19 protein-coding genes and 1 pseudogene are annotated in these 17719 nt (G+C 71.3%); 10 read left to right on the top strand and 10 right to left on the bottom strand.

Annotated elements, in window-relative coordinates:
* Positions 1-292: 292 nt before the first annotated feature.
* The 5 genes and pseudogenes from H305_RS54465 to H305_RS53935 form a co-directional block, all read right to left on the bottom strand.
* Positions 293-787, bottom strand: coding sequence for a hypothetical protein (locus H305_RS54465; RefSeq protein ID WP_234020641.1), 495 nt, complete (start codon positions 785-787; stop codon positions 293-295).
* Between the two features lie 307 nt (positions 788-1094).
* Positions 1095-1352, bottom strand: a complete 258-nt coding sequence (locus tag H305_RS50215) for a hypothetical protein (RefSeq protein ID WP_078628912.1) — start codon at positions 1350-1352, stop codon at positions 1095-1097.
* Positions 1339-1653: a DUF6400 family protein gene (locus H305_RS0106990; protein ID WP_028799781.1), complete on the bottom strand. Its 315-nt coding sequence runs from the start codon at positions 1651-1653 to the stop codon at positions 1339-1341. The genes H305_RS50215 and H305_RS0106990 overlap by 14 nt, the downstream gene beginning before the upstream one ends.
* Before the next feature lie 527 nt (positions 1654-2180).
* Entirely contained in the window at positions 2181-3821 is a 1641-nt protein-coding gene (pgm, locus tag H305_RS0106985) for a phosphoglucomutase (alpha-D-glucose-1,6-bisphosphate-dependent) (protein WP_028799780.1), read from the bottom strand.
* 141 nt (positions 3822-3962) lie between these two features.
* Positions 3963-4661 (bottom strand): annotated as a pseudogene (locus tag H305_RS53935) (PP2C family protein-serine/threonine phosphatase); the annotation flags it as partial.
* Between the two features lie 384 nt (positions 4662-5045).
* Between H305_RS53935 and H305_RS0106980 the strand changes: the two are divergent.
* From H305_RS0106980 to H305_RS0106965, 4 genes are all read left to right on the top strand, one after another.
* The gene (locus H305_RS0106980; RefSeq protein ID WP_028799779.1) at positions 5046-6488 is read left to right on the top strand and encodes a family 2B encapsulin nanocompartment shell protein; all 1443 of its coding nucleotides are present in this window, start codon (positions 5046-5048) and stop codon (positions 6486-6488) included.
* A 25-nt stretch (positions 6489-6513) separates the two neighbouring features.
* Entirely contained in the window at positions 6514-7563 is a 1050-nt protein-coding gene (locus H305_RS0106975; RefSeq protein WP_028799778.1) for a family 2 encapsulin nanocompartment cargo protein terpene cyclase, read from the top strand.
* Positions 7564-7637: 74 nt separating this feature from the next.
* Positions 7638-8513 carry a geranyl diphosphate 2-C-methyltransferase gene (locus tag H305_RS0106970; protein ID WP_028799777.1) on the top strand — a complete coding sequence of 292 codons (876 nt, stop codon included), beginning with the start codon at positions 7638-7640 and terminating at the stop codon, positions 8511-8513.
* Positions 8514-8753: 240 nt separating this feature from the next.
* On the top strand, positions 8754-9071 hold the full coding sequence (locus tag H305_RS0106965) for a UBP-type zinc finger domain-containing protein (RefSeq protein WP_028799776.1): 318 nt from the start codon (positions 8754-8756) through the stop codon (positions 9069-9071).
* A 61-nt stretch (positions 9072-9132) separates the two neighbouring features.
* On the opposite strand, the gene H305_RS0106960 is transcribed toward H305_RS0106965, so the two are convergent.
* Positions 9133-9390 (bottom strand): WhiB family transcriptional regulator, encoded by a 258-nt coding sequence (locus H305_RS0106960; RefSeq protein ID WP_028799775.1) that lies wholly within the window; start codon positions 9388-9390, stop codon positions 9133-9135.
* A 413-nt stretch (positions 9391-9803) separates the two neighbouring features.
* On the opposite strand from H305_RS0106960, the gene H305_RS0106955 reads away from it, so the two are divergent.
* Entirely contained in the window at positions 9804-10691 is an 888-nt protein-coding gene (locus tag H305_RS0106955; RefSeq protein ID WP_028799774.1) for an oxygenase MpaB family protein, read from the top strand.
* Between the two features lie 100 nt (positions 10692-10791).
* Here H305_RS0106955 and H305_RS44755 read toward each other — a convergent pair whose 3' ends face one another.
* From H305_RS44755 to H305_RS0106940, 3 genes are all read right to left on the bottom strand, one after another.
* Positions 10792-11469, bottom strand: coding sequence for an alpha/beta fold hydrolase (locus H305_RS44755; RefSeq protein ID WP_037762863.1), 678 nt, complete (start codon positions 11467-11469; stop codon positions 10792-10794).
* A 313-nt stretch (positions 11470-11782) separates the two neighbouring features.
* Complete coding sequence (locus tag H305_RS0106945) at positions 11783-12256, bottom strand: hypothetical protein (protein WP_028799773.1); 474 nt, start codon at positions 12254-12256, stop codon at positions 11783-11785.
* 60 nt (positions 12257-12316) lie between these two features.
* On the bottom strand, positions 12317-12733 hold the full coding sequence (locus tag H305_RS0106940) for an ATP-binding protein (protein ID WP_051370437.1): 417 nt from the start codon (positions 12731-12733) through the stop codon (positions 12317-12319).
* A gap of 367 nt (positions 12734-13100) precedes the next feature.
* Here H305_RS0106940 and H305_RS0106935 point away from each other — a divergent pair, with 367 nt between their 5' ends.
* Together H305_RS0106935 and H305_RS0106930 are read left to right on the top strand one after the other, a co-directional pair.
* Positions 13101-13331, top strand: coding sequence for a DUF397 domain-containing protein (locus H305_RS0106935; protein WP_063611268.1), 231 nt, complete (start codon positions 13101-13103; stop codon positions 13329-13331).
* Positions 13332-13428: 97 nt separating this feature from the next.
* The gene (locus H305_RS0106930; RefSeq protein WP_028799770.1) at positions 13429-14349 is read left to right on the top strand and encodes a helix-turn-helix domain-containing protein; all 921 of its coding nucleotides are present in this window, start codon (positions 13429-13431) and stop codon (positions 14347-14349) included.
* Positions 14350-14445: 96 nt separating this feature from the next.
* Here H305_RS0106930 and H305_RS0106925 read toward each other — a convergent pair whose 3' ends face one another.
* A complete protein-coding gene (locus H305_RS0106925; RefSeq protein ID WP_028799769.1) occupies positions 14446-15264 on the bottom strand; it encodes an SAM-dependent methyltransferase in 819 nt (272 codons plus the stop codon).
* 281 nt (positions 15265-15545) lie between these two features.
* Here H305_RS0106925 and H305_RS44750 point away from each other — a divergent pair, with 281 nt between their 5' ends.
* The 3 genes from H305_RS44750 (at position 15546) to H305_RS0106910 (ending at position 17630) form a co-directional block, all read left to right on the top strand.
* Entirely contained in the window at positions 15546-15929 is a 384-nt protein-coding gene (locus H305_RS44750) for a hypothetical protein (RefSeq protein ID WP_051370407.1), read from the top strand.
* Between the two features lie 208 nt (positions 15930-16137).
* Positions 16138-16689, top strand: a complete 552-nt coding sequence (locus H305_RS0106915) for a cysteine hydrolase family protein (protein WP_028799768.1) — start codon at positions 16138-16140, stop codon at positions 16687-16689.
* Positions 16686-17630 (top strand): GlxA family transcriptional regulator, encoded by a 945-nt coding sequence (locus tag H305_RS0106910; protein ID WP_028799767.1) that lies wholly within the window; start codon positions 16686-16688, stop codon positions 17628-17630. Before H305_RS0106915 ends, H305_RS0106910 begins: the two co-directional genes overlap by 4 nt.
* The last annotated feature ends 89 nt before the right edge of the window (positions 17631-17719 follow it).

The raw sequence follows: 17719 nt of genomic DNA, 5'->3' as shown, positions 1-17719 counted from the left end.
TCGAGCACCGCGGCCCGCCAGGTTCCGGTGCCCGCTCCGTCGGCGAGGCCCTCGACCGGTGCGCGGAGAGACGGGCGGAAATCGCCGATCGGCGGCTTCGCCCATGGAGCGACCGGCATCGGCCGGGCACTGGCCCGTCTCTCCCTCAGCGACGCCGGGTCCGCGGCCGGCCGGCGGGGCTGGGCCGGTCTCGCCGAGTCGGCCTTCGCCTACCAGGAGTCGCTCTACCGGCCCGAGCACGGCGACTGGCTCGACGTCCGGATCGGCGAGCGGGCGTCCAGCAGGGCCGGGTTCAGCCCCTGGACCGGCCCTGCCCGCGGCGGCCCTGCCGTTGCCGAGGACCGCCACGGCCGCCGTCCGAGCGACGGCGCGAAGGTGCCGAGGACGCGTCCTCGCTGTTGAATCCGGGCCCCGTCGGAGCGCTGAATCCGCCTGGAACCGCGGGCGCGCCCACAGAGGCGTCCGCCGCGGGGGCCGGCGCGGGCGGCGCGCCCGGAGTACGGGTGCGGGGTACGGCGCGGCCGACGATGCGGGTGTGCGTCATCAGTGGTGCGCAGGCCGCACAGACCTCCATGAGGGTCCACACCTGGGCGACCGCCGGGTCGTGGCGCAGGACCAGGAGCACGCCCCCGGCGCAGTGCACCGGGCTGTCCTCGTGGGAGGCGCACTGCGTCTGGCGGCAGGCGCAGGAGGCGTCCGGGTGCACGGTGGCCGCCCGGCCGTGCGCGGCGACGTGGGCTTCGGCGAAGCGGCGCAGTCCGGCGAGGTCGCGGGAGCGCGGCGGCATCGCGCAGGGTGAGGAGCAGGTGACGGACGCGGTGCGGTCGCTGTGGCCGGAGACCCTGACGGTCCATGTCCGCCCTTGGCGTCGCGGGGCAGAGGTTTCTGGGTGTGGGAAGTCCAAGGCCGGCAGTCCTTCAGCAGTGGGTGTTCGCGGTAGTGCGCATAGTGTTTGTACCCCGAGGTGCCGGTCCGCGATCCATCAGGGGCCCGCGCGCGTCCTCGAATCGGTGGACAGGTCCGTGCGCGGATCCCGGAAACGGGCTCCCCCCACGGCATCGCGCCGGTGGACGCGCCCCCGGCCGGAGACACGGTCAGCGTTCGCGACGTCTGCCGGTGATGCGGTCCCAACGGGACCGAGAGGCGCCGAAGCCGCTCTCGTGCACCCACAGATGGGTGCACGACGGGCACTGGAGGTGGAGCAGGCTGCCGCGGCTGGACAGCAGATAGCGCCAGTGGACGGAGCACGTACGCTGCTGCTCGCACGACGCGCAGCCACGGCTGTCGTCGCAGTTCGGGCACCTCACCCAGGCGCGCCGCCCGCGGTCCGCCTGCGGGTCAAGCGGCAGCACGACCGCCCCCGCGCTCGGGGAGCACCCCGGCCGTGACGAGCCTGTCGTACAGGCGCTGCTGTTCGTCGTCGAGACCGGAGTACAGCAGGTCGTAGGCGGCCCCCTCGCCGCGCAGCGCCTCCATCGGGTCCCAGTCGGGGCCGAGGGCGGTGAGGACCTGCGCCTGCCGGAGCACTTCCTGCGAGGTGAGATCGACGGTGAAGTCGACCAGTGCGGGGGCGTCGTCCCGACCGGCATCGGGCTGCCGGGGGCCGGCCGCCTCGCCGGGGCCGTGGGGGTGTGGGGGGTCATGTGGGGCCATGGAACAGAACCTAGGAATGCCCTTCTCGCCGCGACAAGAGGAGGTGGGCGAAATCACAGCAGGTCAGCGGCCGACGAGCGGGCCATTGCGACCCGGTCTGGCGGGCGGTCCGGCGAGCGCCCCGTCCAGGCGTCGAACGGCGTCCCCCGACTCCGGGCGGGACCGCCCTGCCGGGTGTCGCCGGGCCTTTGCCGAGCCGGGAAGGGGACGCAGCCGGCGGGCACGCGACCGAGCCCCGGCAGAGCGGGTCGGCGCCGATGGTCGCCGCCCGCGCGGACGGCGTACAGGTCCAGCGCATTCGGCAGGTCGGGCCGCTGCCGAGCGGGAAAGGGACAGGGGACCGGCCGGCCGCTGCCGAACGGGAAGGGAAGGGCCGCGGCGGCCGGGTGCGCGGCCTCCGCAGCCCTCCCCCGGATGACGCGCCGTCAGCCGAGCGCCCGGCGCACGGGCCCGGGGACGACAGGGCCCGCAGCGTCGGCGTACGGCTCTCGGCGTACGGCGTCGGCTTGCTGTTCCGGCGCTTCTGCTCAGCCGCCCAGCGCCGCCGAGACCACGCCCTTCGCCTCCTCCTGCACCTGTCGGAGGTGCTGCGTGCCGAGGAACGACTCGGCGTAGATCTTGTAGACGTCCTCGGTCCCCGAGGGACGGGCCGCGAACCAGGCGTTGGCGGTGGTCACCTTGATACCGCCGATGGGCGCGCCGTTGCCCGGCGCTTCGGTGAGGACCGCGGTGACCGCCTCACCGGCCAGGGTGTCCGTGATGATCTGCGCGGGCGACAGTTTCGCGAGGAGGGCCTTCTCCTCGCGGTTCGCCGGGGCGTCGATGCGCTCGTACGCCGGCTCGCCGAATCGCGCCGTCAGCCCGGCGTAGTGCTCGGACGGCGTCTTCCCGGTCACCGCAGTGATCTCGGACGCGAGCAGCGCCAGGATCATGCCGTCCTTGTCGGTGGTCCACACGGAGCCGTCGCGGCGCAGGAAGGAGGCGCCGGCCGACTCCTCACCGCCGAAACCGAGAGAACCGCCGGCCAGACCGTCCACGAACCACTTGAAGCCCACAGGCACCTCGACCAGCTGACGGCCGAGGTCGCCGGCGACCCGGTCGATCATGCCGGACGACACCAGCGTCTTGCCGATGCCGGTCCCGGCGGGCCACTGCTCCCGGTGGGCGTACAGGTACGCGATGGCGGCGGCGAGGTAGTGATTGGGGTTCATGAGCCCGGCGTCCGGGGTGACGATGCCGTGGCGGTCGGCGTCCGCGTCGTTGCCGGTGGCGATCTGGAAACGGTCGCGCCGCTCGATCAGCGAGGCCATGGCATAGGGCGACGAGCAGTCCATCCGGATCTTGCCGTCCCAGTCCAGGGTCATGAACCGCCAGGTCGGGTCGGTGAGCGGATTGACCACGGTCAGATCGAGTCCGTGCTGGTCGGCGATGCGTCCCCAGTACGCGACCGAGGCCCCGCCGAGCGGGTCGGCGCCGATGCGTACGCCGGCCGCGCGGACGGCGTCCAGGTCCAGCACGTGCGGCAGGTCGGTCACATAGGTGCCGAGGAAGTCGTAGCGGCCGGTGCCGGGGGCGGCCAGCGCCCTGGCGTAGGGGATGCGGCGTACACCCTTGAGGCCGTCGGCGATGAGTTCGTTGGCCCGGTCCTGGATCCAGGATGTCGCCTCGGAGCCCGCCGGGCCGCCGTTCGGCGGGTTGTACTTGAAGCCGCCGTCGGCGGGCGGGTTGTGGGAGGGAGTGACCACGACCCCGTCCGCGAGGCCGGCGGACCGTCCGCGGTTGTGGGTGAGGATGGCGTGCGAGACCGCGGGCGTCGGCGTGTAGCCGTCGGCGTCGTCGATGAGGACCGACACGTCGTTGGCCGCGAACACCTCCAGGGCTGTGACCTTCGCGGGTTCCGACAGTGCGTGGGTGTCGGCGCCCAGGAACAGCGGGCCGTCGATGCCCTGGCTCTCGCGGTACTCGCAGATGGCCTGGCTCGTCGCGGCGATGTGGTCCTCGTTGAACGCGGTCGCCAGGGACGATCCGCGATGTCCGGAGGTTCCGAAGGCGACCCGCTGTCCTGGCTCCGCCGGGTCGGGGTGGAGCGCGTAGTACGCGGTGACCAACCGGGCGACGTCTACGAGGTCCTCGGGGCCGGCCGGACTGCCCGCTCGCTCGTGCTGCATGTGCCCGCACCTCCACATCGGTGGTTCTTCGTTTGTGGTCTCATCTTTCCCCACCGGGCTCCGCGGTCGCACCGGGCCGTGACGGCGGGACGCACAGTGCCAGAACGGCGGCTGCGCCACTGCCGGATCGTCGACGTCCGGGCCGGCGAGGCGGACCACCTGGTCGAGCCCCTCGTCGATGTTCATCGAAGGCCCCTCCACGACACCGTCGGTGAGCAGCACGAAGACCCCGCCCGAGCTCAGCCGCTGGCAGGTCACCGGGTAGTCCGTGCCGCCCAGGACGCCGAGCGGCGGCCCGCACTCGTCCTCGGCGATGCCGGACCGCCCGTCCGCGGTGGCCCACACGCAGGGGATGTGTCCGGCCCGCGCGCTCTCCAGCACTCCGGTGGCCGGGTCGAGCCGCACGAAGGTGCAGGTGGCGAAGAGGTCCGTGCCCAGGGTCAGGAGGAGCTCGTTCGTCCGGGAGAGGAGTTCCCCCGGATCGCCCGTTACGGAGGCCAGCGCCCGCAGACCGACCCGGACCTGGCCCATGAAGGCCGCCGCCTCGATGTTGTGTCCCTGGACGTCGCCGATGGACGGGCCGATGCAGCCGTCCGGCAGCCTGAAGGCGTCGTACCAGTCCCCGCCCACATTGAGGCCGTAGCAGGCCGGCGCGTACTGGACGGCCAGATGGAACCCGGGGGCGGTCGGCATGTCGCCGGGCAGCATGTCGCGTTGCAGGGCGATGGCCAGTTCTACCTGGGAGCGCTGGAACTCCGCGCGTTCGCGCACCTGGGCGGTCAGGGAGCCGAGCCTGGCCAGCAGCTCGTCGCCGTCGCCCGTCAGGCGCTTGCGGCCCATCGACCACTCCAGAAGGAATACACCAGTATCGACAGAAGGCATGAACCCGCTTCAATCGGATGATAACCGTCATATCGCAGCGGCCGGAGTCCGCCGACGGACACCCCTCGCCGGTCCGGCACCGGAGGGTCCCGGCCGTCGCCGGTGTGGCGATCGCCCGTACACCCACGGCACACACGTTCCCGGAGCGTGTGAACGGCGTGCGGTCGCCGCCCCACCTGCCACCCGCCTCATCCGGCGGGTTTGCACCACCAGAACGCGAAAACCGCCCCTCGTACGCCGTACCGCACAGCACGTCACAGCTGTTTGCCTGGGATGTGCGCGGACGGACCTCGCGCATCGCCGACCGCTTCGCTCACCCTCGTTCACCTCCCAGGAGGGAATGTGCCCGTACCGGACAGCGCCACCGGTCCCGCCACCGACGAACCCGCCCCCGACACCGCCGACCACCAGCAGCTGACCAGTCTGAGCACCCACGCGGCGCGCAGGCTCACCACGACCACCAAGTCCGCTCCGCAGATGCAGGCCATCACTTCACGATGGCTGCTCAAGATGCTGCCCTGGGTGGACGTCAAGGGCGGCGCCTACCGGGTCAACCGGCGCCTTCAGCTCAGCGTCGGCCGGGGCAGGGTGCGGTTCGAACAGAACGGCGGGGACGACATCAGGGTCATTCCCGAGACGCTGACCGAACTCCCGGTCCTGCGCGGCTACTCCGACAACGCTGTCCTCGGTGAGATCGCCACCCGATTCCGGACCCGGCGGGTGCGGGCCGGGCAGGTCCTCTTCGAGGCCGGTCAACCGGTCACCGAGGCGTACCTGGTCGCCCACGGGAGGTTCACCCGCTACACCGCCGGCAAGTACGGCGAGGAGGAGGTCCTCGGGGTCGTCACCGACGGCGACCAGATGGGCGACGAGGCCATCGGCCAGCCTGACCCGCTGTGGCTGAGTTCGGTCCGGGCCGAGACGGCCGGCACCGTCCTGGTGCTGCCCTGGGACATCGTCAGGGAGTTCATCGAGCGGGCGCCGTCCCTCGCGGCGCACCTGGCGGCGTACGCGCAGCGGCAGCGGTTGCCGATGAACCGCAAGGGCGAGGCCGACGTCCCGGTCCAGGCCGGACACTCGGGCGAGCCGACCCTGAGGGGCGGGTTCGTGGACTACGAACTGGCTCCGCGCGAGTACGAGCTGTCGCTCACCCAGACGGTGTTGCGGGTCCACAGCCGGGTCGCCGACCTCTACAACGACCCGATGGACCAGACCGAGCAGCAACTCCGGCTCACCGTCGAGGAGATCCGCGAGCGTCAGGAGTGGGAGCTGCTCAACAACCGCGAGTTCGGGCTGCTGCACAACACCGACTACGGCCAGCGGGTCAGCACCTTCTCCGGCCCGCCCACCCCGGACGACCTCGACGACCTGCTGTCCATGCGCCGCAAGACCCGGCTCTTCCTCGCCCATCCGAAGGCCATCGCGGCCTTCTTCCGGCAGTGCAACCGGCGCGGCCTGGTGCCCGGCACCGCGAACGTCGACGGCCACGAGGTTCCCGCCTGGCGCGGCGTCCCCATTTTTCCCTGCGGCAAGATCCCGATCAGCCCCCAGCACACGACCAGCATCCTCGCTCTGCGCACCGGCGAGGAGGACCAGGGAGTCATCGGCCTCCACCAGACCGGCATCCCCGAGGAGTACCAGCCCGGACTCAATGTGCGGTTCATGGGCATCGACTCCGCGGCGATCATCAACTACCTCGTCACCGCCTACTACTCGCTGGCGATCCTCGTGCCCGACGCGGCCGGGCTCCTGGAGAACGTCCAGATCGGACGGACCGCTGAATGACATCGCCCAGGAGGAGGGGTACGCGATGAGCGCGCCGCCGGTTTCCGCCGCCCCGTTCACGCCCCCGGGTCCGCCCGACCTGGCGGGCTCTCTCAGAGCCCGGCGGGGCGGGGCCGTTCCCGGGCTGCGCCACAGACCCGCGGTGCCCGCCGATCCGGCGAAGGTCGAGGAGGTGGATCGCAGGCTGGAGGCCTGGGCCCGCGGACTCGACCTGTTCCCGGACGCCTGGTTCGAGGACTTCGCGGGTTTCCAGTTCGGCCGGGCCGTGGTGCTCCAGCACCCGGGCGCGGCCGACCTGGAGCGCCTCACCACCGCCGGCAAGCTGCTCCTCGCCGAGAACGTCGTCGACGACTGCTACTGCGAGGACAAGGGCGGATCGCCCCGGGGCCTCGGCGGCCGGCTGATCATGGCCCAGTCGGCCATCGACCCCTTCCACGGCACCCCCGGGACAGAGGCGCAGTGGAGGGACGGGATGCAGGCCGACGGACCGCTGCGCTCGTACCACTGGGCGCTCCAGGAGTACGCGGCCTTCGCCACGCCCAGTCAGGCCGACCGCTTCCTGCACGACATCGCGCGGCTGCACCTCGGATATCTCGCCGAGGCCGCCTGGGCGGAGACCCGGTACGCGCCGCGGGTGTGGGAGTACCTGGTGATGCGGCAGTTCAACAACTTCCGCCCCTGCCTCTCCATCGTCGACGCCGTGGACGGTTACGAACTGCCCGAGGCCCTCTACGCCCGGCCCGAGATCCAGCGGATCACGGCGCTCGCCTGTAACGCCACCACGATCGTCAACGACCTGTACTCCTTCACCAAGGAGCTGGCGAACGATCCCACGCACCTCAATCTGCCGCAGGTCGTCGCCGCCAACGACCGCCGCGGGCTGAAGGCCGCCTATCTGAAGTCCGTCGAGATCCACAACGAGATCATGACGGCCTTCGAGGAGGAGGCCGCCGCCCTGTCCGCCGGCTCACCCCTCGTCGAGCGCTACGCCGGGGGTCTCGCCTCCTGGGTGTCCGGCAACCACGAATGGCACGCGACCAATACCCACCGCTACCACCTGCCGAACTACTGGTGACCGCCCCCGACCCCTGCAATCCGTCACCCGCACCGTCCCTGACCTGTCGTCAGAAGCATCGCGAGGAGTCACTGTTGACCACAGCCCCCCACATCACCCAGGCAGCCTCGGTCCCGACCCAGTCCACGTACCAGTCCCGCGTCGCCGACTACTGGAACGCCGAGGAGAACCCGGTCAACCTCGAACTCGGCAAGATCGACGACCTGTACCACCACCACTACGGGATCGGTGCGGCCGACGACTCCGTGCTCGACGAACGGGACCCCGTCCGGCGCCACGAGCGGATCACCGCCGAACTGCACCGCCTGGAGCACTCCCAGGCCGAACTCCTCGCCGCCCATCTCGGCCCCCTCGCCCCCACCGACCGGGTCTTCGACGCCGGTTGCGGGCGCGGCGGCGGCAGCGTCGTGGCCCATCTGCGGTACGGCTGCCGGACGGACGGCGTCACGATCTCCGCCAAGCAGGCCGAGTTCGCCAACGCGCAGGCCCGCAAGCGCGGCATCGACGCCAAGGTCCGCTACCACCATGCCAACATGCTCGACACCGGCCTCCCGTCCGGGGAGTTCGCCGCGTCGTGGAACAACGAATCGACCATGTACGTCGAGCTCGACCTGCTGTTCGCCGAACACGCCCGGCTGCTGCGACGCGGCGGCCGCTACGTCGTGATCACCGGCTGCTACAACGACACCTACGGCCAGGCCTCGCGCGAGGTCTCCCTCATCAACGCCCACTACATCTGCGACATCCACCCCCGGTCGGCGTACTTCCGGGCCCTGGCAGCCAACCGCCTGGTGCCCGTGCACGTCGAGGACCTCACCGAGGCCGCCCTCCCCTACTGGGAGTTGCGCAGCCAGGCCGACGATCTCGTCACCGGCATCGAGGAGACGTTCATCAACGCGTACAAGAACGGCAGCTTCCAGTACCTGCTGATCGCCGCAGACCGGGTCTGACGCCGACCGCGCCGCCCGGCCCCCCGACGCGGCCCCGGGGAGAGCCCGCGACGAGTTCTCCCCGGGGCCGCCGTGCAACGCGCAGGGGCCCTCCGCGGGGGCCGCCGCGCCAAGTGCACGGGCGCACGCTCGGGACCGCCGTGCCACGCGCAAGGGTGCGCCGTGCCCGGAGTCGCGCGTGCGCTCGCCGAGCCGACACGCCAAGGTGGATACCGGACGCAGGCCGACCGGGGAGGTCCGATGGTCACGTGGGCAGTCGCCGAGGACGGCGGACGGCCGGAGGGCGGAGTCTGCACGCACCTGGCCGCGGATCTCCCCGATCTCCCTGTCTCCCCCGGCGTCGGCTGCGAGGAGTGCCTCACCAGGGGCATGCGCTGGGTGCACCTTCGGCTGTGCCTGACCTGCGGCCACGTCGGCTGCTGTGACAGTTCCCGCGGGCAGCACGCCACAGCGCACCACGAGCGGACCGGGCATCCCCTCGCCCGGTCCGTGGAACCGGGCGACACCTGGGCCTGGTGCTACGAGGACGAGGTGTTCCTCCGTCCAAAACACGGTTGACCGGACCTGCCCTCGGCGGGCCGGACGGCCCCGCCGGCCACGCCCGCGCCCGCCTGTCGTGTCATGCCTCGGGGCTTCGCGCGCTCCCGGCCGTTCGGTCGCGGCGCAGGCTGCGGCGTTCCTCCGCCGACATCCCGCCCCACACTCCGTCGTACTCGGCGTGGCGCAGCGCCCAGTCCGCACAGGCCCGGACGACCGGGCAGCCACGACAGACCGCGCGGGCCCGCTCGATCTGGCGCAGCGACAGCCCGTCGTCGCCGATCGGGAAGAAGAGCTCCGGGTCTTCGGAACGGCAGGCCGCCGACTCGCGCCAGTTCACGGCGGAGATCCCGTAGGTCCGGCCGCTCCCGGACGCCGTCGCCCCGCGATGCGGTGTCCCTTGGGCTTCTCGCACGGCTCGTCCCGTCCTCCGCCGCTCCTCGGGCCGCTCGCTCGGGGCAGCCGGTTCCCGCGGCGCGCTCCGCGCCGCCCTACCCGGCAGAGGTACTGTCAATGTAGGCGTTTCCGGGGATTCGAGCCATGGTGGACGCTGCTGCCACAGGAGGTGCCCTCCGTCACCCGATGCGAAGAGCGCTGCATCCGAAGGCGGCCGGGACACCGAAGAGACGGCGGGCAGCACGTCGCCCTCGCCCGGTGGCGGGACGGTGTGCCGTACCCCCCGGGTCTTTCGTCGTCGGCGGCGGAAGACCCGGGCGCCGCGCCGGCACCAGGAGACCGGGAGGCCCAGCACCGATGAGACGCACCGGCACGGAACCGCCCGGCCTGCGGGAGCGGCTGGGGAACAGCCTCTTCGCCCGGGTGGCGGGCCCGGAGGGACCCAGCAACCGCGCCCGGATCCACGGCACTCCCGGCCCGCGCTGGTTCGGCCCGGACCGTCCGATCCGCAGGGTGCACGGGGACGCGTCGATGTTCATCGGCGGACTGACCGCCCTGCTGCTCCAGTCGCTTCATCCCCTCGCCATGGCTGCCGTCGCCGCCCATTCCGGCTACCGCGGCGACCCCTGGGGAAGGCTCCAGCGCACGAGTACGTTCCTCGCCACCACCACGTACGGCACGGCCGAGAGCGCCCAGGAGGCGTGCGACCGGGTCAGGGCGGTGCACGAGAGGGTGCGGGGCGTCACCGGCGAGGGAATGCGATATCACGCCGCGGACTCGCATCTGCTCGGCTGGGTGCACGCCGCGGAGGCCTACAGCTTCCTGCGCGCTCACCAGCGGTACGGCGTGAGGCCGTTGTCCTCGACGGGGTGCGACGCATACGTCATGGACATGGCGCGGGTGGCCACGGCACTGGGTGTCCCCGACCCGCCCTCGAGCCTGGCCGAGCTCCAGGCACGTCTGGCCGCCTATCGTGCGGAGACACGGGCCACTCCGGAGGCGCGGGCAGCCGCGCGTTTCCTCCTGTTCGACCCGCCCGTGCCGCTGGCGGTCCGTCTTCCGTACGGGGTGCTGGCCGCCAACGCCGTGTCGCTGCTGCCTTCCTGGGCCGCGGCCGAGTTGCGGCTGCCCAGGCTGCCCGTCGTGGACAGTCTGTGCGTACGGCCGCTGGGCTGCGCCGTGACCTCGGCGGTCCGGTGGGCGATGGCGCCGTCGCGGCCCCCGACGGCGGTGCCGACCGCCTGACGGCGGGCGCCCTGCGGCTTCGCGTCGCCTGCGTCGCTCAGCGGACGGGGCTGCCACGCCCGCCGGCGTGCGCGGACGGACGGGTGCACGGGGTGCCCGGTCAGCCTGCCGAGCCGGGACCGGACGCGGCCAGCGCCGCGATGGCCGAGACCGCGGCCCGGTTCCATGCCCCGCGCGGCCGGAGCATGGCGTGGTCGCCACCCGCCATCACCACGGCATCCGCCCGGGCGCCCGCCTCGCGGGCCCGGTCCACGAAGGACACGGACGCGTCGGGATCGGTGACCTTGTCCCGGTCGCCGTGGAGCACGACGACGTCCTTGCCGCGCAGGTGGGCCACGGGCTCGTCGTCGGGGCACCACGGGGCCAGGGCCAGGACACCCCGTACTTCTGTGGCCGCGGCGGCTCTCAGGGCCGCGCGACCGCCCATGGAGTGGCCCACGAGGACGACGCTCACGTCGCCGGTGAGGCGGGAGAGTTCACCCAGCGCTCGGCGTGCGTCCCGCAGGGGGTCGGCGTCGGGTTCGTTCCATCCCCTGAGGCGGTAGCGCACCTCGCCGACGAAGACGTCGTCGGGTACCGCTGCCGCCGCTGCCCGGATGAAGGGCCTCATCCGGACCGCGGCCAGGTGCCAGGGCCTGGACGGCGCCCGGCTGTGGGCTCTGCCGCCGTGCAGGAAGAGGACGGCGGTGCGGACCTCGGCGGGGGCGTGGTGCGTCACCAGCGCGGATGCGGGCCCGCCCGCCCCACCAAGAGGGGATGTCTTCGCCTGCGCCGCCATCGGTGCTCCCCGTCTGCCACGCGTTCGCCTCGCTCGGATCTTCAGTCTGTCACCGGTGATCCGTGGCGGGGCGCCCGGCGGCTTGGTCGGCCATGCTCGCTTCCGCCCTCGGCCTCCTCGCGGTGTTGTCCGAAAGCGGCTGTCCCCGGACGTCCGGGAGCGGTGCCTTGCGGGATCGATGGGACGCAAGGGGGCGTTGCGGCGCGGAATCGATGCGGTGCGGGATCGATGCGATGCAGGAGCGTGGCGGTGTGGGATCGATGCGATGCGGGGGCGTTGCGGTGCGGGATCGACGGCGTGCAGAGTCGATCCTTCAGTCCGTCAGCGCGGCGGCCAGTTCCTTCGTGGCCTGGACGAGTTCTCCGTCCGGCTCGGCGAGGAGACCCCTGATGTCACCGCGGTGGGCGCGGACGGCCTGGCGGGCCTCGCGTTCCCAACCGACGTAGTTCTCGCGGCGGTTGAGCAGCTTGGGATAGGCGACGGCGGTGCTTTCCCATTGTCTGGCGTCCGCGATGTTCTTCAGCAGCTGGAGGATCTGTACACGGCAGGCGACCTCGGAGTCCTGGGCGAGCTCCCACAGGAAGGGCACCGTCGCGGCGGTCGCCTGGTCCACGACGAAGCCGTACTGGCAGATGCGGTCGCGAAGACGCGCGAGCGCGGCGATTGCCGTGGCCGCGTCCTCCGAGGTGATCGCGCTGAGCAATTCGGGGATCTCCGCGGCCGACCCGGTGGAGTCCTGCAGTTCGCGCCACGGGACGTGACTCAGGCTCTTCAGGGGTGTCTCCATGTCTGCTTCTCCAGAAGGGGGGCTGCTGCGCGCTCGACTGCTGTGCCGCCGGCGCGGGTCTCATGCCGGGCCCCATGCCTCGATGCCGTCGGGTGGACAGGGAGTACGCAGCATGGCCCAGACGATTTTGCCCGCGGGGAATCGTGTCCAGCCCCAGTGCTCGGACAGGGCGTCGACGATCCCGAGGCCTCTGCCGTGGTCGTCCTGGGTGACATCCGCGGGCAGGTGCACAGGGGGGCGGTCGTACGGATCGGTGACCGCGCAGACGAGGTGAGCGCGCCGAAGCGAGAGCTTCAGCCAGACCTCCCTGCGCTCGACGGGGACCTTCGACGCGGCGTGCAGCAGCGCGTTGGTGGCCAGTTCGTCGACGACGAGCACGGCTTCGTCGCCGCAGGCGCTCAACTCCCAGGCGGCGAGGGTCCGGCGGGTGAAGTCCCGTACCTGGGCCAGGCCGTGCTGTGCGTCGATGACACGCATCCTGGCGGGCACCGGGAAGCGGCTCGCCGGCCGGTGACCGGCGAGCCGCAACTGGGTCGCGGCGTCAGGATGCGCTCCCCGCAAAAGCGGTCGCGACCCGTCGTTCGGACCGTCCCCCGACGCGGTCCGAGCGGCGGAGCGTGGTGCTGAGCGCGCAGGTAACGACACGGCATTCTCCCTGATGGAACGTCAGGCTCGCACGACTGCAGCGGCGTTGACTCCTCAGCTATTATCCACTCCGTCAGCGCCCGGCGTGCAATTTCACGGGAAATTGCACGAGTGGCGACTCAAACAGGCCACGCTCGTTCGGTCCCGTCACAGGGCGGCCGCGTCGAGCCCGTCATCGAACGTGAGCGAGGAGAGTCCGGTGCCATCAGTGCGAAACGGTGTGCCTGCCAGTTCACTGGCCGTCGACTGGGTCAAGAGCCGGCACAGCAACGCGGAGGGCAACTGCGTCGAGGTCGCTTCCCTCGCCGGAGGCGGGATCGCGCTGCGCAACTCGCGGGACCCCGACGGGCCGGCACTCGTCTACACCCCGTCCGAGCTGGCCGCTTTCCTGGCCGGCGCGAAGGACGGGGAGTTCGATCACCTGGTGTGAAGTGGAGTCACGTGGCCCACTTCTCCGCAGGCGTGCGGCAGTACGGCCAGGGATGCGATGATGAACCCCGTCGTCTGCCGGTCTACTGGGAGTCAGGATGTCCGCCGAGTCACCTCGCATCTCCCGCCTCGAACCCTATCTGAAGCGGACCGAGCCCGCCCCGACACTGCTGAAGATGCTGGTCGGCGTGCAGCTCGCGGGTATCCGCGAGGACTCGGGCCTCTCGCAGGACCAGGCCGCCCGTGAGATCGGGTTCAGTCCCGCGAAGCTGTCGCGTATCGAGGCCGGCAAGGGACGTCGCCCGCCCACGGAACGCGACGTGCAGGCCCTGCTGAACCTGTACAGGACCGGCGAGCACGAGACGTCGATCCTTCTGCAACTGCTCCGGCGCGCAGGTGAGCCCGGGTGGTGGCAGCGCTACGACAAACGTCTGATGCCCGAGTGGTTCGACCGGCTGGTCGGACTCCAGGAGGCCGCGGCGGCCATCCGCACCTTCGAGATCCAGTACGTCCCCGGCCTGTTGCAGACTGCCGCCTACGCCAGGGCGGTTGTGGAGCGCGGGCTGCCGACGGCACCGTCCAGCGAGGTGGAGCGCCGGGTCGAGATGCGCATGCGCAGGCGTGAACTCCTGCATCGCGCGGACACCCCGCAACTATGGGCGGTCATCGACGAGTCGGTGCTGCTGCGGGTGCTCGGCAGCCGTGACGTCATGCGTGAGCAGCTGCAATATCTGATGGACATGGCCGAACGTCCCCATGTGACGCTGCAGATCGTGCCGTTGGACGTGACGAACGCCTCCGCCCCCGCGATCCCCATCACCTATCTGCGCTTCGGCGGTCTCGACCTGCCCGACATCGTCTATCTGGAGCACATCAGGAGCGCGAACTTCCTGGAGGACCGGGACGAGACCGAGGAGTACCGGCTGGCGCTGGACCGGCTCGGAGACGAGGCCCTCACCCCGCGCGAGTCGCTGGCGCTCCTGAAGAAGACGGCGGCGGAACGCTACGCCGCATCCTGAACACGGTCACGGGTACGCCCGCCGCGGTGCGGGCGTACCCGAAGGCGTCTCGTCGGCGCACCGGACGAAGGACGGCCCGCTCGATGCTCCCAGCTCCTAGGGAAGTCGGCCGACGCCGCCGAACTCCACCCATTCCTGCGTGAGCTGACGGGGCGCCACCTCGTTGTCGGGTCGCCACGTGGACACCTCCACCAGCCCCGGCTCCAGGATCTCGAGGCCGTCGAACAACGCCGCGACATCCTTCTCCTGGCGGACCCTGCCCCAATGCCCCTGGGTGACCTGGGCCATGAAGTCGGTGACGAACTCCCTGACCTTGGGGTCCTCGCTGACCAGTTGGCACATCACCATGAAGCTGCCGGGCGCGAGGCGTTCGGCCACGCGGCGGACCACGGCAGGCGGACCGTCGGTCTCGCTGTCGGGGATGCAATGGAAGACCGAGTTGAACAGCACGGCCACCGGCTCCGAGAAATCGATCAGGCGCTGCGTGTCCGCATGGGCGAAGATCTCGTCCGTGTTCCGCAGGTCCGCGTGGATCACCGCGGTGCAGTCGTTCTGGTCGAGCAGCGCCCGGCCGTGCACCAGCACCATCGGGTCGTTGTCCACGTAGACCACGCGCGATGCGGGATCGACGCGCTGTGCGACCTGGTGGACGTTCTCCTGGGTCGGCAGACCGGATCCGTGGTCGAGGAACTGCCTGATGCCGTGCTCGGCCGCGAGCGTCCTGACCACCCGCTGGAGGAAGCGCCGGTTGTTCAGCGCGAGTGCACCCGTGCTGGGCACGACCTTGTCGAGCTCGGCGCAGGCCGCACGGTCGGCCGCGTAGTTGTCCTTGCCGCCGAGATAGTGGTCGTACATGCGCGCGGCCGTGGGCACGGTGGCGTCGATCTTCGTGGACAACTGCCTACCAGCCTGCATCGTTCCCCCTGCTCCAAGCAGCTTCAAGTGGCCCGGCTAGGCGGACCATCCTAGGGAAAGGGCATTTGATCGTGCCAGCCCTTCGCCCAGAGGCCCCCCGGACGGCATCTCGAACCTTCCCTGCTGACGCCCGTTCAAGTCACGTGCGCATCAGGAGATTTGCGACTCGAATCCTTTCACGATCCACACATCCGGGTCCGGGTGGCGGCGGACGGGGTCCGTACACGGCTGATCGTCGGCACCCCTTCCCGAGCGGGGCGGTGTCTGCCAAAGTCCCGATCATGAAGGACATACGAAGACAACAGGTCGGCCTGCTTCCGGGAGTCGCGCTCGCCGCCGCGCTTCCCGGCATCACGCTCGACGAGACCGGTCAGAGCGCGCTGTTGGGTTACGTCATCGCGTACGTCGTCTTCGCGGGCGTCAGCACCGCGATCTGGGCCACCCCCAAGGACCCGCGCCAAGGCCTTCTGCTGCCCCTGCTGGCGATCGTCGGCCTGCTCCAGGACACACTGGTGTGGTACCTGATCGCCTGGATGTCCGATGTCCACGTGAGCAGCGTGGGGTGGGCGCTGGCGGGAGCTTTCGTGGTGCGGGCGTGCTGCTGGGCGGCGGTCTGGTGGCTGCCTTCCGGGACGGACGGTCCGGAGGGCGCCACGGAGTCGTGACGCCGCTCCTGGCTGCCACGTAGGCCAGCGGTCGGGAAGACGCGTCGCTCGCCGTCGGGAGGACGCGTCGCCGGGCCCGGGCCGTGCGCGGACCCGGGCCGGCCGCCCGGCGAGGAGTTCCGCGGGCGTTCACGCTGACCGGATCGTTCCGGCACGGGCCTGGATCGGGCCTGGGGTTCATGTGTCTCGGCAGCTCAGAATCGATGTCATGAACCGAGCGCTGATAGTCGTGGATGTCCAGGAGTCCTTCCGTGCCCGCCCCTTGTGGGAGGAGATTTCCGATCCCGGGATCGCCGAGCCGGTCAACCGGCTGGTCGCCCTGGCCCGGGCCTCGGGCGACCGGATCTTCTGGGTGCTGCACACCGAACCGGGAAGCGGCGACGTGTTCGATCCCCGGTCCGGGCACGTGCGCCTGCTGGAGGAACTGGACGGGCCACGGCCGGACGAGGCCGTGCTGTACAAGACCTCGCACAACGCCTTCACGACGACCAACCTCCAGCAGCTGCTGACGGAGGCCGGGGTCGGCGAGCTGTGGGTCTGCGGGATCCGTACCGAGCAGTGCGTCGAGACGACGACGCGTGTGGGCAGCGACCTCGGGTACCGCATGGTCTTCGTCACCGACGCCACCGCCACGAATCCGATCGGCGGCCTGAGCGCCGCCGCGATCATCGAACGCACCGAGGCGGTCCTCCGTGACCGCTTCGCGCGCATCGCTTCGGTGGCCGAGCTGGAGGCCGAGCTGGAAGTATCTCCGGTGTGAGCCGAGTCCTCTTCGTCCTTCTGCCCGGGGTCCACCTCCTGGACCTGGCCGGTCCGGCTCAGGTCTTCAGCACGGCGGCGGACTTCGGGCAGCCCTACGCCCTCGCGTACGTCGCCGAGCGAGAGCAGGTGGTCAGCGCGCAGGGGCTGCCGCTCGCCGCGGACACCCGGTGGCCCGAGCTGGGCCCCGACGACCTCGTCGTCGTGCCGGGCTGGCGGGCTCACCGCCTGTGCCAGGGGCCGGAACCCGGCGCGGAGACGCTGGAGAGGCTGCGCACCCATCACGGCGCGGGCGGCACCGTCGCCAGCGTGTGTGCCGGGGCGGAGGCGCTCGGCAGGGCCGGTCTGCTGGACGGCCGGCGCTGCACCACGCACCACGACGTGCAGGACGAACTGGCCTCCCGGTACCCCCGGGCGACCGTCGTGCGCGACGTGCTGTTCACCACGGACGACCGTGTGGTGACGTCCGCGGGCATCGCCAGCGGCATCGATCTCGCCTTGCATCTGCTGGCGGTCCGGCACGGTCCGGCGCTCGCGGCCCAGGTCGCACGGGACATCGTCGTCTACGCCCGGCGCAACGGCGGCGAGCCCCAGGCGAGCGCCATGCTGCGGCACCGCTCACACCTGGACGACACGGTGCACAGGGTCCAGGACCTGATCGAGCGACGCTTCACCGAGCCGCTGCCGCTGGCGGCCCTGGCCGCGTACGCGGGAGTCAGCGAGCGCACCCTGACCCGTCTGTTCAGCCGGGCCACGAACGGGCTGACTCCGTTGCGTTACCAGCAGACCCTGCGACTGGAGCGGGCCGAGCACCTGGCGGGGCACGGGGCGACGCTGGATGCCGCCGCCCGCGAGGTGGGCTTCGAGGATGCCCGGATGCTGCGACGGCTGCGCTCCCGGGACCAGCGGGTCGGCGCGGTCCCACCGGGGCGGACGGGGTGACGCCGACGGGCGGCGCACACACTCGGGAGGGGTCCTCGCGGTGGCCGAAGACCGGCGCGCACACGGACGCACACGGTGGCGGTGGCACC

Source organism: Streptomyces sp. 142MFCol3.1, assembly GCF_000424945.1.
In the GTDB taxonomy this organism is placed as follows: Bacteria; Actinomycetota; Actinomycetes; order Streptomycetales; family Streptomycetaceae; genus Streptomyces; species Streptomyces siamensis.
This window is presented reverse-complemented; position numbering and strand designations above follow the sequence as displayed.

Excerpts from the sequence above, each read along its gene's own strand:
- H305_RS54465 (WP_234020641.1), bottom strand. The coding sequence starts at position 787 with ATGCCGCCGCGCTCCCGCGACCTCGCCGGACTGCGCCGCTTCGCCGAA.
- H305_RS0106955 (WP_028799774.1), top strand. The coding sequence starts at position 9,804 with ATGAGACGCACCGGCACGGAACCGCCCGGCCTGCGGGAGCGGCTGGGG.
- H305_RS0106945 (WP_028799773.1), bottom strand. The coding sequence starts at position 12,256 with ATGGAGACACCCCTGAAGAGCCTGAGTCACGTCCCGTGGCGCGAACTG.
- H305_RS44755 (WP_037762863.1), bottom strand. The coding sequence starts at position 11,469 with ATGGCGGCGCAGGCGAAGACATCCCCTCTTGGTGGGGCGGGCGGGCCC.
- pgm (WP_028799780.1), bottom strand. The coding sequence starts at position 3,821 with ATGCAGCACGAGCGAGCGGGCAGTCCGGCCGGCCCCGAGGACCTCGTA.
- H305_RS0106990 (WP_028799781.1), bottom strand. The coding sequence starts at position 1,653 with ATGGCCCCACATGACCCCCCACACCCCCACGGCCCCGGCGAGGCGGCC.
- H305_RS0106975 (WP_028799778.1), top strand. The coding sequence starts at position 6,514 with ATGAGCGCGCCGCCGGTTTCCGCCGCCCCGTTCACGCCCCCGGGTCCG.
- H305_RS0106965 (WP_028799776.1), top strand. The coding sequence starts at position 8,754 with ATGGTCACGTGGGCAGTCGCCGAGGACGGCGGACGGCCGGAGGGCGGA.
- H305_RS0106930 (WP_028799770.1), top strand. The coding sequence starts at position 13,429 with ATGTCCGCCGAGTCACCTCGCATCTCCCGCCTCGAACCCTATCTGAAG.
- H305_RS0106925 (WP_028799769.1), bottom strand. The coding sequence starts at position 15,264 with ATGCAGGCTGGTAGGCAGTTGTCCACGAAGATCGACGCCACCGTGCCC.
- H305_RS0106940 (WP_051370437.1), bottom strand. The coding sequence starts at position 12,733 with ATGCGTGTCATCGACGCACAGCACGGCCTGGCCCAGGTACGGGACTTC.
- H305_RS0106915 (WP_028799768.1), top strand. The coding sequence starts at position 16,138 with ATGAACCGAGCGCTGATAGTCGTGGATGTCCAGGAGTCCTTCCGTGCC.
- H305_RS44750 (WP_051370407.1), top strand. The coding sequence starts at position 15,546 with ATGAAGGACATACGAAGACAACAGGTCGGCCTGCTTCCGGGAGTCGCG.